Origin of the sequence: Rhizobium sp. ZPR4, assembly GCF_040215725.1 — a bacterium.
Taxonomy (GTDB): domain Bacteria; phylum Pseudomonadota; class Alphaproteobacteria; order Rhizobiales; family Rhizobiaceae; genus Rhizobium; species Rhizobium rhizogenes_D.
Genome location: NZ_CP157967.1, coordinates 3,566,968 through 3,581,175, shown reverse-complemented (window position 1 = coordinate 3,581,175; position 14,208 = coordinate 3,566,968). Strand labels below are relative to the sequence as shown.

Annotated in this window: 14 protein-coding genes; 8 read left to right on the top strand and 6 right to left on the bottom strand. The window is 57.2% G+C overall.

The window, feature by feature from the left end; translation table 11 throughout:
• Positions 1 to 61: 61 nt before the first annotated feature.
• From dnaQ to ABOK31_RS17160, 5 genes are read right to left on the bottom strand one after another with little or no spacing between them, the layout of a single operon-like run.
• Entirely contained in the window at positions 62 to 778 is a 717-nt protein-coding gene (dnaQ, locus tag ABOK31_RS17180) for a DNA polymerase III subunit epsilon (protein ID WP_075853345.1), read from the bottom strand.
• A 17-nt stretch (positions 779 to 795) separates the two neighbouring features.
• Positions 796 to 1,395 (bottom strand): dephospho-CoA kinase, encoded by a 600-nt coding sequence (gene coaE / locus ABOK31_RS17175; protein ID WP_349956861.1) that lies wholly within the window; start codon positions 1,393 to 1,395, stop codon positions 796 to 798.
• Between the two features lies 1 nt (position 1,396).
• Positions 1,397 to 2,254 (bottom strand): shikimate dehydrogenase, encoded by an 858-nt coding sequence (locus ABOK31_RS17170; RefSeq protein ID WP_349956860.1) that lies wholly within the window; start codon positions 2,252 to 2,254, stop codon positions 1,397 to 1,399.
• Positions 2,247 to 2,846: a Maf-like protein gene (locus ABOK31_RS17165; protein ID WP_349956859.1), complete on the bottom strand. Its 600-nt coding sequence runs from the start codon at positions 2,844 to 2,846 to the stop codon at positions 2,247 to 2,249. Before ABOK31_RS17165 ends, ABOK31_RS17170 begins: the two co-directional genes overlap by 8 nt.
• Positions 2,847 to 2,879: 33 nt before the next feature.
• Positions 2,880 to 3,701, bottom strand: coding sequence for a pyruvate, water dikinase regulatory protein (locus tag ABOK31_RS17160; protein WP_075853348.1), 822 nt, complete (start codon positions 3,699 to 3,701; stop codon positions 2,880 to 2,882).
• A 401-nt stretch (positions 3,702 to 4,102) separates the two neighbouring features.
• Here ABOK31_RS17160 and hemE point away from each other — a divergent pair, with 401 nt between their 5' ends.
• The 8 genes from hemE to ABOK31_RS17120 all read left to right on the top strand — a co-directional run bounded on the left by hemE (position 4,103) and on the right by ABOK31_RS17120 (position 12,983).
• Positions 4,103 to 5,137: a uroporphyrinogen decarboxylase gene (gene hemE, locus ABOK31_RS17155; RefSeq protein WP_075853349.1), complete on the top strand. Its 1,035-nt coding sequence runs from the start codon at positions 4,103 to 4,105 to the stop codon at positions 5,135 to 5,137.
• Complete coding sequence (hemJ, locus tag ABOK31_RS17150) at positions 5,137 to 5,682, top strand: protoporphyrinogen oxidase HemJ (protein ID WP_349956858.1); 546 nt, start codon at positions 5,137 to 5,139, stop codon at positions 5,680 to 5,682. Before hemE ends, hemJ begins: the two co-directional genes overlap by 1 nt.
• Before the next feature lie 197 nt (positions 5,683 to 5,879).
• A complete protein-coding gene (gene rho / locus ABOK31_RS17145; RefSeq protein ID WP_004127423.1) occupies positions 5,880 to 7,145 on the top strand; it encodes a transcription termination factor Rho in 1,266 nt (421 codons plus the stop codon).
• A gap of 139 nt (positions 7,146 to 7,284) precedes the next feature.
• Positions 7,285 to 8,604 (top strand): tRNA uridine-5-carboxymethylaminomethyl(34) synthesis GTPase MnmE, encoded by a 1,320-nt coding sequence (gene mnmE / locus ABOK31_RS17140; protein ID WP_349956857.1) that lies wholly within the window; start codon positions 7,285 to 7,287, stop codon positions 8,602 to 8,604.
• 110 nt (positions 8,605 to 8,714) lie between these two features.
• Positions 8,715 to 10,595 (top strand): tRNA uridine-5-carboxymethylaminomethyl(34) synthesis enzyme MnmG, encoded by a 1,881-nt coding sequence (mnmG, locus tag ABOK31_RS17135; protein ID WP_075853791.1) that lies wholly within the window; start codon positions 8,715 to 8,717, stop codon positions 10,593 to 10,595.
• A gap of 30 nt (positions 10,596 to 10,625) precedes the next feature.
• Complete coding sequence (rsmG, locus tag ABOK31_RS17130; RefSeq protein WP_349956856.1) at positions 10,626 to 11,243, top strand: 16S rRNA (guanine(527)-N(7))-methyltransferase RsmG; 618 nt, start codon at positions 10,626 to 10,628, stop codon at positions 11,241 to 11,243.
• A 21-nt stretch (positions 11,244 to 11,264) separates the two neighbouring features.
• The gene (locus ABOK31_RS17125; RefSeq protein ID WP_075853352.1) at positions 11,265 to 12,062 is read left to right on the top strand and encodes a ParA family protein; all 798 of its coding nucleotides are present in this window, start codon (positions 11,265 to 11,267) and stop codon (positions 12,060 to 12,062) included.
• Positions 12,063 to 12,098: 36 nt separating this feature from the next.
• Positions 12,099 to 12,983, top strand: coding sequence for a ParB/RepB/Spo0J family partition protein (locus tag ABOK31_RS17120; RefSeq protein WP_349956855.1), 885 nt, complete (start codon positions 12,099 to 12,101; stop codon positions 12,981 to 12,983).
• 185 nt (positions 12,984 to 13,168) lie between these two features.
• On the opposite strand, the gene holA is transcribed toward ABOK31_RS17120, so the two are convergent.
• Positions 13,169 to 14,206 (bottom strand): DNA polymerase III subunit delta, encoded by a 1,038-nt coding sequence (gene holA, locus ABOK31_RS17115; RefSeq protein WP_349956854.1) that lies wholly within the window; start codon positions 14,204 to 14,206, stop codon positions 13,169 to 13,171.
• Between the last annotated feature and the right edge of the window lie 2 nt (positions 14,207 to 14,208).

Sequence of the window (14,208 nt, the reverse complement as noted above, 5' to 3'; positions counted from 1 at the left end):
AAAGAAAATGCCCGGATCGACGTCCGGGCATTTTCTTTTGGCGGTTGCCTGAGATGACAGCTTATTCGGACGTGCGGTATTTGGACCAGATGCCCTTCGCGCCGAGCTTGGCAACCAGCGCAGCATGAGCCGAAAGTTCTTCCTCGCTCAGCCGGCTCGACAATGGATTGGGTCGCGTAAAGATATCGGCGACTACCTCCTCCGCATCATCACTCTGTCGCGAGCGCGACGACGAACCATTGGTGCTGCCAAGGCCAAGTGCGGTCTGACGGCCACCGATCATCTCGATATAGACTTCGGCCAGCAGTTCGGAGTCGAGCAGCGCGCCGTGTTTCGTGCGGTGAGAATTGTCGATGCCGTAGCGACGGCAAAGCGCATCGAGCGAATTCGGCCCCATGGGATGTTTGCGACGCGCCATTGCCAGCGTATCGATCACCATGTCGGGAAGGATCGGCGGCCGGTTGAGTCGTGCAAATTCAGCATTGACGAAGCCCATGTCGAAGGTGGCGTTGTGCGCGATCCACTTGGCACCTTCGAAGAATTCTAGAATCTTGTCGGCGACCTCTTCGAAGGGCGGCTTGTCCTTCAGCGATTCATCGGTGATCCCGTGCACGGCAAGCGCATCCGGATGAACCTTGCGATCACCCGGATTGATGTAGAGATGCAATGTCTTGCCGGTCGGGAAATGGTTGATGAGCTCGATGCCGCCAATTTCGATGATCCGGTCAGCCCTATTGTCAAGGCCCGTGGTTTCCGTATCGAAAATGATTTCGCGCATGTCGGGACTCCGCTTTCCTATTTCTCGATCGGCAGCTTGCGCCGCACATCCGCAATGATCTCTCTGACCTGCTCGCCAGCCGCCTCGATGCTTCCGCCCGTATCGATGACATAATCGGCGCGCGCCCGCTTTTCCGCATCCGGCGTCTGGCGGGAGAGAATCATATTGAATTTTTCCTCCGTCATGCCCGGCCGGGCAAGCACCCTCTGTCGCTGAATCTGTGGATCGCAGCTGACGACGGCGATCTTGTCCACTCTCTTGTCGGCACCGGTTTCAAAGAGAAGCGGGATATCCAGCACCACCATATCGGCACCGGCCTTGCGATGACGTTCCAGAAACCGGCGTTCACGCTCACGCACAAGCGGATGGACAATCGCTTCGAGACGCTTGAAGCCGGAGGGATCGCCTGCCAGCTTTCGGCTGAGCTCCTGCCGGTCGACCTTACCGTCCGCTGTTGTGCCGGGGAAAGCAGTCTCCACCAGAGGCACCGCCTCGCCACTATAGAGATCGTGCACAATCGCATCGGAATCATTCACCGGGATTCCGGCTTGGGCGAAAAGTTTCGCCGAGGTCGACTTTCCCATGCCGATCGATCCGGTGAGCCCGATCCTAATCATATCAATGCTTTTCCATGTCCGCGATGATCAATGCTCTCAAGGTTTCATCGACCGCCGGACGCTTCCCGAACCATTTTTCGAAACCGGGTACGGCTTGATGCAGAAGCATGCCAAGGCCGTCAACGATGGCAAAACCCTGCTCTTCGGCCTCGGCGAGAAGCGGCGTCTTCAGCGGTATATAGACAATGTCGGTAACGACAGCCCCTTGTGCAAGAGGCGAAAAATCGATGCGGAGCGCCGCTTCGCCATCCATGCCGAGCGACGTCGTATTGACAAAGAGACCGACGCCCTGCATGACCTCGCCGAGCGCTGCCATCGGATGGGCATGAACCCTTTCGCCGAACCGATCCGCCAATTCCTGCGCGCGCTCGACCGTACGGTTGACGACGTGGATTTCCTTGAAGCCGCGATCGCGCACGGCCTGTATGATGGCGCGGCTGGCACCGCCTGCCCCGAGGATCACCGCGCGATCGCTGCGGGCCCAGCCGGGATGACGCTCGTCGAGGTTTGCCGTGAAGCCGCGGCCATCGGTATTCGTCGCATGGAGCTCGCCGTCCTGAAGCCACAGGGTGTTGGAAGCACCCAGCTCCTGCGAAAGCTCGTCTGGCCGATCGGCGAGTTTGAAGGCTGCTTCTTTATGGGGGATGGTGACGTTGCCGCCGACGAAGCCGCTGGTACCATCCTTCAGGGATGAGATGAAGGCAGCAAAATCCTCGACAGACACTTCATGGGCACGATAGCTGCCGGCCAGACCGAGCTGCTTCAGCCAGTAACCATGGATCAGCGGCGAGCGCGAATGCTTGATCGGATAACCCGTTACGAAAGCGTTTACGCTCTGTGTTTCACGTGAATCATCCATCGATCGTCCCCAACTCTCGCAGTTTTTCCAGGAGCGGCAGCATCGGTAATCCGACGATGGTGAAATAGTCACCGTCGATTTTCGAGAAAAGCTGGATACCTTCGCCTTCGAGCTGGTAGGCGCCGACGCTCGACAACGCCTTCTCGCCGACGCGGTTCAGATACCGGTGAATGAAATCGGCCGGCAGCTCCCGCATGGTCAGATGGGCGTGGGACACATGCTCCCAGATAATATCGCCGTTGCGTGCAAGGGCGACAGCGCTGTTCAGCCGATGGGTCTTTCCCGACAGGGCCCGCAAATGATTTTCCGCATCCGCCATGGTCGTCGGTTTGTGAAAGACCTGGGCACCGAGCGACATGGTTTGATCCGAGCCTATAACGAGCGAACCGGGGAAGCGATCGCTCACTTCCTTCGCCTTCGCCTTTGCCAACACGAGCGCGACTGCATCCGGGCTGGCACCGCCTTGTTCCAGCGGTGCTTCGATCGCACGCTCATCGATATCCGCGGCGATGGCCTGAAAATGCAATCCGGCATTTTCCATCAGCATTCGTCGAAACGGGCTGGAGGATGCAAGAATAAGGGGCGAGGTCATGATGGCTGCCTCCGAGAAAATCATCCGCAGCGCTTAGCGCAGCTTCGGTCGCAGGGCAACAATGGCAGCCGCGGTCTCTTCGATCGAGCGGCGCGTGACATCGATGATCGGCCAATTGTGCCGCGCGCAGAGAGAGCGAGCATATTTCAGCTCCTCGGAGATGGCCGCTCGATCCGTATAGCCACCGCGATCGAAGCCCGGCGTTGCCCCGAGAATGCGATTTTCACGGACCTGCGAAATCCGGTCTGTTGTCGCGACCAGTCCAACGATCAGCGGCTTTGTTGCCCTGGCAAGGCTTTCCGGCAACGGCACACCATGGACAATCGGAATGTTGGCCGTCTTGATGCCGCGGTTCGCCAGATAGATGCTCGTCGGCGTTTTCGAGGTGCGGCTGATACCGATGATGACGACATCGGCGTCATCGTAATCGTCGGGCATCTGGCCGTCATCATGATCCATGGTGAAGTTCAGCGCTTCGATGCGCGCGAAATAATCCGCATTCATCACATGCTGCGCCCCGACACGTCGGCGAGATGCCGTGCCAAGATAGGTCTGGAAAACATTCATAACCGGCTCGAGAACATTGACGCAGGGTACACCCATCTCGCGGCAGCGCTCGGCGATGAAATCGGCAAGCTCGCGATCGACGATCGTATAGAGAACGATACCGGGGCTGTGATCGATTGCCTCCAGGACAGGCAGAAGCTGCTTGCGGTTTCGAATCAACGGATAGACGTGCTCGATCGGCTGGCTGGCATGGAATTGAACTGATGCAGCACGGCCGGCGGAGATGAGAGTCTCACCCGTTGAGTCAGAAATCAGGTGCAGATGAAAGAAGCTCGTTCGGTTTTCCACGCTACTTTCCATCACCTGTTGATATCTCGGGAGAAAAGAGAGGTACGGGAAGGGGGGCGTCATGGGCAAGTGGAAAACGGCCGAGTTTTCCACATTTGGAATTTTCGAGAGACGGCTTTCGCAGTGGCTGTGGGCAATGTGGACAAGATCGACGATGCCTTACTCATCCACGACTTGTCCCCAGAGGGAGAAGAGCCAAATTTCTCTTCAACTTCCTCAAAAGATTGAAAAATTTCCTTTCTTTTCCACATGCCGGCTTATGACTTCGAAATCTCTGCAAATTCGTGCGCGAGGCGCGACAAAATGGATAGGCAAGGGATGAACTTTAATCCTTGCTACTCACCGACTCTAAGAAATAGAAACCTTTCAATATATGTTTGGTTTTATATAGGACGACGTCTGTGACCGATGAACGCCGGAAGATCATGCGGGTCTTGAGCGGAGAAACGCTCAGCCCTCCCCCGCTCTGGCTGATGAGACAGGCAGGGCGTTATCTACCCGAGTATCGTGAAACGCGTGCGAAGGCTGGAAGCTTCCTTGATCTCTGTTATACGCCTGACCATGCCGTCGAGGTGACGATGCAGCCGATCCGGCGTTATGGCTTCGATGCCGCAATCCTGTTTTCCGATATTCTGGTCATTCCCGATGCGTTGAAGCGCAATGTCCGCTACACCGAGGGTCATGGTCCGGAGATGGATCCGATCGACGAGGCGGGCATCCTGGCTTTGAAACCTGAGGGGGTCGTAGCCTACCTGGAGCCGGTCATGGAGACGGTGCGGCGGCTGCGGCGGGACTTGCCCACAGAGACAACGCTTCTTGGCTTCTGTGGGGCTCCCTGGACCGTTGCGACCTATATGATCGCTGGACACGGCACACCGGACCAGGCCCCTGCCCGGCTCTTTGCCTACCGCTATCCGAAGGCCTTCGAACATCTGCTGATGCTGCTTGCAGACATCTCCGCCGATTATCTCGTCGCGCAGATCGATGCGGGTGCGGATGCCGTGCAGATTTTCGATTCCTGGGCCGGCGTGCTCGGCGAGAAGGAATTCGAGGCTTTTGCCATCAAGCCGGTCGCAAAAATGATCGCGTCGATCAAGGCGCGGCGGCCGCAGGCTCGGGTGATCGCTTTCGCCAAGGGTGCGGGCTATCTCTTAAAAACCTATCGTCAGAAGACGGGTGCCGATGCGATCGGTCTCGATTGGTCGGTGCCATTGGCCTTTGCTCGCGAACTGCAGAAGGACGGGCCGGTGCAGGGAAATCTTGACCCCATGCGTGTCGTCGCTGGCGGCAAGGCTCTGGACGACGGGATCGACGACGTCTTGCAGCAGCTGGGGAACGGCCCGCTGATTTTCAACCTCGGGCACGGTATCACCCCGCAGGCGGACCCCGCCAATGTTGCGAGGCTTGTCGAACGCGTGCGGGGATGGAGGAACTGATGACGATGGAAAAGCAGACGGATTCCGCTCCGGGCCAAAGAGCCGGACGGCGCGCCTATTTCATGATCCTGATTTTTGCGGTTCTGGCGATCGGCCTCTTCGCCTGGCATCCCGCCGATCTCTATCTCTGGATCAAGGCGCTGCACATCATTGCCGTCATCTCGTGGATGGCCGGCATGTTCTATCTGCCGCGTCTTTTCGTCTATCATATCGATGCGGAACCGGGTTCGCAGCAATCCGAGACCTTCAAGGTGATGGAGCAGCGGCTGCTGCGTTACATCATCACGCCGGCGATGATTCTGACCTGGATTTTCGGGCTCTACCTCGCCTGGTCCGTCTATGATTTCCAGGGTGGCTGGCTGCACGCCAAGATCGGGCTCGTTGTGCTGCTATCGGCCGTTCACGGTCATTTCAGCAGCGCGGTGCGCGCCTTCGCCCGAGACGAAAATAAGCATTCGGCGCGGTACTGGCGCCTGATGAACGAGGCGCCGACGCTGTTGATGATCGGGATCGTCATTCTCGTGGTCGTCAAGCCCTTTGCGTGAGGCGTGGCTGTATTAGGGGCGACGTTAAATTTCTTTCATTTTGCGTGCCCCCCTTGCGGTTCAGAAAGTGAGTCGCTATTTTCCCGCCATCTTCTCTTCGTGGCATGTATCCATTCTGTCGCCCGCGAGCGCCCCTATCGCGGTTCTGAATACGAGCAACATTGCCTTTCCCCTCCTAAAAATGAGTAATTCCCTTCATGGCTGAAATGAAGCTTCAGGAACTGAAAAATAAATCCCCGACCGATCTCCTGGCCTTTGCCGAATCGCTCGAGGTGGAAAACGCCAGCACGATGCGCAAACAGGAATTGATGTTTGCAATTCTCAAGGTGCTGGCGAGCCAGGACGTAGAAATCATCGGCGAGGGCGTCGTCGAGGTTCTGCAGGATGGCTTCGGTTTCTTGCGTTCCGCTAACGCAAACTATCTTCCCGGTCCGGACGACATCTATATCTCCCCCTCGCAGATCCGCCGTTTCTCTTTGAAGACGGGCGATACGGTCGAGGGACCGATCCGCGGACCGAAGGAAGGCGAACGTTATTTCGCGCTGCTCAAGGTCAACACCATCAATTTCGACGATCCGGAAAAGATCCGTCACAAGGTTCACTTCGACAATCTGACGCCGCTCTATCCAAACGAGCGTTTCCGTATGGAACTCGACGTTCCCACGTCGAAGGATCTGTCACCGCGTGTCATCGATCTTGTGGCACCGCTCGGCAAGGGCCAGCGCGGCCTGATCGTCGCGCCGCCGCGTACCGGTAAAACCGTTCTCCTGCAGAACATCGCCCATTCCATCACCGCCAATCATCCCGACTGCTATCTGATCGTTCTCTTGATCGACGAGCGTCCGGAAGAAGTGACCGATATGCAGCGCTCCGTGCGTGGTGAAGTCATCTCGTCGACCTTCGACGAGCCGGCCGTGCGTCACGTGCAGGTTGCCGAAATGGTCATTGAGAAGGCCAAGCGCCTTGTCGAACACGGCCGCGACGTCGTCATCCTGCTCGATTCCATCACCCGCCTCGGCCGCGCCTATAACACCGTCGTCCCCTCTTCGGGCAAGGTTCTGACCGGTGGTGTCGACGCCAACGCTCTGCAGCGCCCGAAGCGCTTCTTCGGTGCCGCGCGTAATATCGAAGAAGGCGGTTCGCTGACGATCATCGCGACGGCTCTGATCGATACCGGCAGCCGCATGGACGAAGTGATCTTCGAAGAATTCAAGGGTACCGGTAACTCAGAAATCGTGCTCGACCGCAAGGTCGCCGACAAGCGCATCTTCCCGGCGATGGATATTCTCAAGTCCGGTACGCGTAAGGAAGACTTGCTTGTGCCGCGCCAGGATCTGCAGAAGATCTTCGTTCTGCGTCGAATTCTTGCCCCGATGGGTACGACCGATGCAATCGAATTCCTCATCGACAAGCTCAAGCAGACGAAGAACAACCCGGACTTCTTCGATTCGATGAACACGTAATCCTTAGCCGGATTCATAGAATCCGCTGCTTTGGCAGTGCTTATATGGTGTTATGATCGGGCTGCATTTTGCAGCCCGATTTTGTTTGTTGGATCGGATGTCGCCCGCCCGGCAATCGATTCGGATGCGGATCAATTTGATGGTGACCATGAACGAGACGATCTATGCTTTGTCCAGCGGTGGTCTGCCGGCCGGCGTTGCCGTCATTCGTATCAGCGGGAATCTGGCGTTCCCTATTGCTGGGTCCCTTGCCGGCGCGCTGCCGGCTCCTCGGCAAGCCGGGCTGAAAACGATTCGGACTCGTAACGGTCTAGTCATCGATCGCGGCCTAGTGCTGATTTTCCCCGGCCCAGCCTCCTTTACCGGAGAAGATTGTGTCGAGATTCATGTTCATGGCGGCAAAGCGGTGGTGAATGCGCTTCTGCAGGAGCTTTCGACCTTCGAGCATTGCCGTCTGGCGGAGCACGGTGAGTTTTCGCGGCGTGCCCTCGAGAATGGAAAGATGGATCTGGTGGAGGTGGAAGGCCTTGCCGATCTCATCAGTGCTGAAACGGAGATGCAGCGTCGGCTTGCGCTCGAGCATACGGCTGGCGGGCTATCGGGTCTCTATAACGCTTGGGCCGACAGATTGACACGGGCACGCGCTCTGATCGAGGCGGAACTGGATTTTGCCGACGAGGACGACGTGCCTGGCTCCGTCTCCGATATGGTATGGGCCGATATGACGCGGCTGCGCCTGGAAATTTCCGATCATCTCGCTGGTGCCGATCTCGGCGAGATCATTCGGGATGGCTTGAAGGTGGTGATCGCAGGCGTGCCTAATGCCGGCAAATCCAGTCTCATGAATGCGCTGGCAAAGCGTGAAGTGGCAATCGTTACTGATATTGCCGGCACCACGCGCGATGTTCTGCATATCGATCTCAATATCGAGGGATATGCCGTCAAGCTCTATGATACGGCCGGACTGCGGGAAACCGATGAGCTCGTCGAGCGGGAGGGCATTCGGCGCGCGCTGCGCACGGTTGCTGATGCGGATCTTGTTCTGTCTCTTGCCGAAATCGGCAGTGAAGCACAACGGAATTTTCCTGGTTTTACTGGTAAGGTCCTGACTATCGGTACGAAAGCTGATATCCACCCTGGGCAAACCAATCAGTATGATTTGTTGATTTCCTCGGCTACCGGTTCTGGTTTGGCGGAGTTGCATGAGCTTCTGCGGCAGGATCTGCAGGCGCGTTCCGGGATGCTGTCGTTGGCTTTGCCGAGTCGGCTGCGTCATCGCACATTGCTTGGCGAGAGCCTTCGTGCCGTCGAGGCGGCGCTTGCGTCAGAGGATCGCGGTCTCGATATCAGGGCAGAATATTTAAGGCAGGCGGCAACCAGCCTTGGACGCATTACCGGACGGGTCGATGTGGAAGATTTGCTGGATGTGATCTTCTCGGAATTCTGCATAGGAAAATGATTCACGTGAAACAGGGTTGCGCCTTACGTCCCTGATTGACGTTTCACGTGAAACCTTCTTGACTCCTTAAATTGGTGTGCCAAACAAGCGGCACGACCGAGGACTGGATGATGTTCGATACAATGTATGATGTGATTGTTGTGGGTGGTGGGCATGCAGGCAGCGAAGCCGCAGCCGCAGCCGCGCGCCTGGGTGCGCGTACGGCACTCGTAACGCATAAGCGCGATACGATCGGCGTCATGTCCTGTAACCCCGCAATTGGCGGTCTTGGCAAAGGTCATCTGGTTCGGGAAATTGATGCTCTTGATGGCTTGATGGGTCGCGTTGCGGATGCGGCTGGTATCCAGTTTCGCATGCTCAATCGCAAGAAGGGCCCTGCCGTGCGCGGCCCACGTACCCAGGCAGACCGCAAGCTCTATCGTTTGGCCATGCAGGCAGAGATCGCCGCAATCGACAATCTCGAGATCATAGAGGGTGACGCTTTCGATCTCGGCTTTGAGCACGGCCGGGTGTCTGCGGTGATCTTGAAAGACGGGCGCAGCATTCGCTGCGGCGCCGTTGTTCTGACCACTGGTACCTTCCTTCGCGGCCTCATTCATATTGGCGACAAGAAGATACCGGCTGGTCGCGTTGGCGAGGAGCCATCTCTCGGGCTTTCCGCTACGCTGCTACGACATGGCCTTGCCTTGGGGCGGTTGAAAACCGGAACCCCTGCCCGGCTTGATGGTACGAGCATCGATTGGGATTCTGTTGGACGGCAGGGAGCGGATGAAGATCCGACGCCCTTCTCTTTCATGACCGATTCCATCGTGAATCCACAAATTGAATGCGGCGTAACCAGAACGACGCCTGAGACTCACAGGATCATTGCCGAAAACCTGAAGCGTTCGGCGATGTATTCCGGCCAGATTGAAGGCGTGGGACCGCGCTATTGCCCATCGATCGAAGACAAGATCGTCAAATTCGGTGAACGCGACGGTCATCAAATCTTCCTGGAGCCGGAGGGTTTGGACGACAATACCGTCTATCCAAACGGCATATCGACCTCGCTGCCTGAGGATGTCCAGAATGAGTTCATCAAGACCATTCCGGGTCTGGAACGAGTGCGCATTCTTCAGCATGCCTATGCCATTGAGTATGATCATGTCGATCCGCGTGAATTGAAACTATCCCTTGAAGTGGAAAAAATTCCCGGACTTTTCTTGGCTGGTCAAATCAACGGTACGACGGGATATGAAGAAGCTGGCGCCCAGGGGCTCGTCGCGGGGCTGAATGCCGCGCGTTTAGCCGGCGGCGGCAAAGCCATCGAGTTCAGCAGAACAGAATCCTATATCGGTGTGATGATCGACGATTTGACCTCGCGCGGCGTAGCAGAGCCTTATCGTATGTTCACCTCGCGCGCGGAGTATCGTCTGTCGCTCCGCGCTGACAATGCCGATGTTCGCCTTACTCCGGTCGGGCTTGCTTTGGGCTGCGTTGGTTTCGGTCGTGCGGCGCGTTTCGGCCGGTATATGAAGAAGCTCGAGCAGACGCGCGATCAGCTGAGAAGCTTGACTGTGACGCCGAACGAGGCCGAGAAGGCCGGTATGCATCTTAACAAGGACGGTCAGCGACGTTCCGCCTATGAGCTTCTGTCTCATCCAGGTCAGTCGGTGGAAAACCTGTCGCGGCTCTGGCCGGAATTGGGGTCCATTGAGCGCAACGTGGCTGAGGCGATCGAGATCGAGGCGGCCTATGCCGTCTATATGGATCGCCAGACAGCTGATATCGTTCAAGCCCGCAGGGAAGAAGAGCGTGTTATTCCGGCGGAGTTTGATTTCTCCGTTCTTTCAGGATTGTCCAATGAGCTGAAGCAGAAGCTGGGGGTTGCTCGGCCCAAGAATATCGCCCAGGCCTCGCGCATTGACGGAATGACGCCGGCGGCTATCTCTTTGCTATTGGCTTATTTGAGGAAGATGAGCGCGCCTGAAGAGCAGAAGCTCGTTTCCTGACGCCACTACAAGGTTAGAGAGTCCAATAGTATGGAATTGAACGGTGTGCGTGTTTCACGTGAAACACAGGAGCGGCTGCAGCATTTTGCGCAGCTTTTTCAGAAATGGGCGAAGACCATCAATCTTGTCGCGCCTTCTACGATCGACGATCTTTGGCGCCGCCATATCGCGGATAGCGCGCAGATATTTCAGCTGCATCCGGCAACAGATCATTGGGTTGATCTGGGGAGTGGTGGTGGATTTCCGGGTGTGATAACGGCAATTCTGCTGGCGGAAAAGGGTGCCGGGCACGTCGATCTGGTCGAAAGCAATCAGAAAAAGGCTGCGTTTTTGCGTGTCTGTCTGCGGGAATGCGCAGCTCGCGGCGCGGTTCATGCCATTCGTATCGAAGAAGCGCCTTCGGCTATCCGAAATTGTGACGTAATTTCCGCGCGAGCGCTTGCCGAGCTTGAGATGCTGCTGGACTACGCGGCTCCTTGGCTCGATCGCAATGAAAATATGCGTCTCTTTCTGCATAAAGGCCGGGATTACGAGCGCGAGCTACAGAAAGCCCGTAGTCGTTGGGAATTCGATCTGGTAAAACATCAGAGTGTCGTCGAGCGAGATTCCGTCATTCTGGAGCTAAGTCGCCTTCGACGCCTGATTTAACCATAATTGGATATGCGGCAGATGATCGGCGAGCGAAACCGGATTATTACAATCGCAAATCAAAAGGGCGGCGTTGGGAAGACGACGACCGCCATCAACCTGGCGACGGCTCTTGCGGCCATCGGTGAGCGCGTCCTGATCGTGGATCTCGATCCGCAGGGCAATGCCAGTACCGGCTTGGGTATCGAGCGACGTGATCGCAAGTTGTCGTCCTATGATCTGTTGGTAGGCAGCCATGGGATCATGGATACGGTTCAGGAAACGGCCGTTCCGAATCTCTTCATCGTGCCATCAACGATGGATCTGCTCGGCGTCGAGATGGAGATCGCGCAGCAGCCGGATCGCGTTTTCAAGCTGCGGCGAGCGCTGAACGCCTCCGACGCCCTCGCCTTCTCCTATATTCTGGTGGATTGCCCACCCTCGTTCAATCTTCTGACGATGAATGCCATGGCGGCGGCACATTCCGTTTTGGTGCCGTTACAGTGCGAATTTTTCGCACTGGAAGGCCTAAGCCAGCTACTGGAAACCGTCGATCAGGTGCGGCGCACGGTCAATCCGTCCCTCGATATTCAGGGAATCGTCTTGACCATGTTTGATTCTCGCAACAATCTGGCGCAGCAGGTTGTCACCGATGTACGGACTCATCTTGGCGAGAAAGTCTACCACACGTTGATTCCGCGCAACGTTCGCGTGTCCGAAGCACCATCCTACGGCAAGCCCGCCATTCTTTACGATCTGAAGTGTGCAGGCAGCCAGGCCTATCTGCAACTGGCTTCGGAAGTGATTCAAAGAGAGCGGCAGCGGAAAGCTGCCGCCTGATATGACCTAGTATTTGTTCAAGAGTGAGTATCGGCGATGAATGATGATCTTTCGAAGCGGCGTCTCGGGCGCGGACTGGCGGCCCTTATCGGGGAGATGGATCAGCCGACGCCTGTGGATGCCGGCAGACCGGCCGTCAATCCCGATCGCCTGGTGCCGATCGAGTTCATCAGCCGCAATCCGCGCAATCCGCGCCGCTATTTCGACGAAACCGAGCTGCATGATCTTGCCAGCTCTATCCGCCAGCATGGCATCGTCCAGCCGGTCGTGGTCCGCACGGTTTCTAGCGATCGCTTTGAAATCATTGCCGGTGAAAGACGCTGGCGCGCAGCTCAGCTTGCCGGCCTGATCGAAATTCCAGTGATCGTACGCGATGTTGACGACAAGACCGCGCTTGAGATCGCTATTGTCGAGAACGTCCAGCGCGCAGACCTCAATCCATTGGAAGAGGCATTGGGTTACGAGCAGCTGATCGCCGAACATGGCTATACGCAGAATGATCTCGGCGAAATCATCGGCAAGAGCCGTAGCCATGTCGCCAATTCTTTGCGACTGCTGAAGCTTCCCGATCCGGTGCGCGACATGCTTGCTGCCGGCTCGCTTTCCGCCGGCCATGCCCGCGCGCTTGTTTCGACCTCCGATCCGACGGGACTGGCGCGGACCGTCGTCTCAAAAGGCATGTCGGTTCGCGATGCCGAGCGTCTCGCACAGAACGACATCAAAGCGCAGAACGATCCTCGCCCGGCTGGCGCGCGCAGGGATGAGAAGGATTCCGATACGCTGGCGCTCGAGCGCACCCTGTCGGACACGCTCGGGCTGGATGTTTCCATCAATCACCGCGGCAATGGCGGCCAGGTGAAGATCAGCTACAAGACGCTGGAGCAGCTTGAGGAAATCTGCCGGCTTCTGGAGCGCCGCTAGAACGGTTCAGCCTCTCACGGGAACGTCATCGGTCTGGTCGCTTGCTACTCGCTATACCCGACGGAAGGCCGCTGCGCGTTTTCTCCGGAATTGCTCGATAACTCAATAATGCTGTAAAAACAAAGAGATGGGTGGTTTCGGCTTCGCTCCGCGTCCGGCCCATCCAAGCCGTTTCCCGTGAAACATCAGCCTCTGCGTGCCGACTGCAATGTGGTCGCAAGCAGGGTCTGCGTTGCGATCGTGTCTTCGAGGCTCGCGCGCTGGCGCGTCTGGAGAATGGCGGATTGCAGCCTGTTCATCTCCCGGGCGATGGCAGGAGCGGACCAGGTTTTGAGAGCCTGTTCTATGATCGGCTTGCGCCTGAAATGCAGATGACGCCCATGCGTCTGCATGACCTGGGCCGGCGCGATCCGCTTTTCATCCATCTCGGCCCGCATCGTATCGAGCATCTGAAACTGCCGCAGGCAACCCTGCAGCACGAGAAACATCGGGGTCTTGGAGGAGGCGATCTTCTGCATGGCATGCAGAAAGGCCTCGGAGTCCCCCTTCAAGATGGCGTCGACGGCATCGTCCGTGGAAATCGCACTGGCATCGCCGATGATCTCCATGACATGGTTTTCTTCGATCGTGCCCTGCCCGCGGCAGTAAAGCGCCAGCTTGCGTACTTCATTGCGTGAGGCGATTCGGTCGCCACCCAGAAGCTCGAGCAATGCTTGACGGGCTGCAGGCGCGATGCGCAACCCCTCATTTGCCAGTTCCGTATCGATCAGAGCATTCAGTGCTCTGGCATCGTCGGCATAGCAGGGAATGGTCGCGATGGAGCGTGCCGGTTCCGCCACCTTGCGCAGACCGGCGCCCTTCTTCAGATCGCCGGCTTCGACGATGACGAAACTCGCCTCCGGCGGGTTTTCAGCAATGGTCTGCAATGAATCGACCAATGCTTTTTCATTGGCGGCGCCGCGAATCCAGACGAGCTTTTCGCCGCCGAACAGACCGATGGCGTTGACTTCGTCCAGCAGGCGTCCTGCATCATTCTGCAGGTCGCTGACATCAAGCTTGATGAGCGAGAAGGCATCGTTGAGATCGACGCCGGTTTTGGCGGCGATCTGAGCGGCACGTTCGGAAACGAGGCCGCGATCCGGGCCATAGATCACGAAGACCCGATAATTGCGCGCGGCATTTTGCAGGAATCCATCAAATTCGTGAGACTTGATTTCCGCCATGC

Bases quoted from the DNA above. Each gene is read 5' to 3' on its own strand.
- dnaQ (WP_075853345.1), bottom strand. From the start codon at position 778: ATGCGCGAAATCATTTTCGATACGGAAACCACGGGCCTTGACAATAGG.
- hemJ (WP_349956858.1), top strand. From the start codon at position 5,137: ATGACGATGGAAAAGCAGACGGATTCCGCTCCGGGCCAAAGAGCCGGA.
- mnmE (WP_349956857.1), top strand. From the start codon at position 7,285: ATGGTGACCATGAACGAGACGATCTATGCTTTGTCCAGCGGTGGTCTG.
- mnmG (WP_075853791.1), top strand. From the start codon at position 8,715: ATGTTCGATACAATGTATGATGTGATTGTTGTGGGTGGTGGGCATGCA.
- rsmG (WP_349956856.1), top strand. From the start codon at position 10,626: ATGGAATTGAACGGTGTGCGTGTTTCACGTGAAACACAGGAGCGGCTG.
- rho (WP_004127423.1), top strand. From the start codon at position 5,880: ATGGCTGAAATGAAGCTTCAGGAACTGAAAAATAAATCCCCGACCGAT.
- coaE (WP_349956861.1), bottom strand. From the start codon at position 1,395: ATGATTAGGATCGGGCTCACCGGATCGATCGGCATGGGAAAGTCGACC.
- ABOK31_RS17170 (WP_349956860.1), bottom strand. From the start codon at position 2,254: ATGGATGATTCACGTGAAACACAGAGCGTAAACGCTTTCGTAACGGGT.
- ABOK31_RS17120 (WP_349956855.1), top strand. From the start codon at position 12,099: ATGAATGATGATCTTTCGAAGCGGCGTCTCGGGCGCGGACTGGCGGCC.
- ABOK31_RS17165 (WP_349956859.1), bottom strand. From the start codon at position 2,846: ATGACCTCGCCCCTTATTCTTGCATCCTCCAGCCCGTTTCGACGAATG.
- ABOK31_RS17125 (WP_075853352.1), top strand. From the start codon at position 11,265: ATGATCGGCGAGCGAAACCGGATTATTACAATCGCAAATCAAAAGGGC.
- holA (WP_349956854.1), bottom strand. From the start codon at position 14,206: ATGGCGGAAATCAAGTCTCACGAATTTGATGGATTCCTGCAAAATGCC.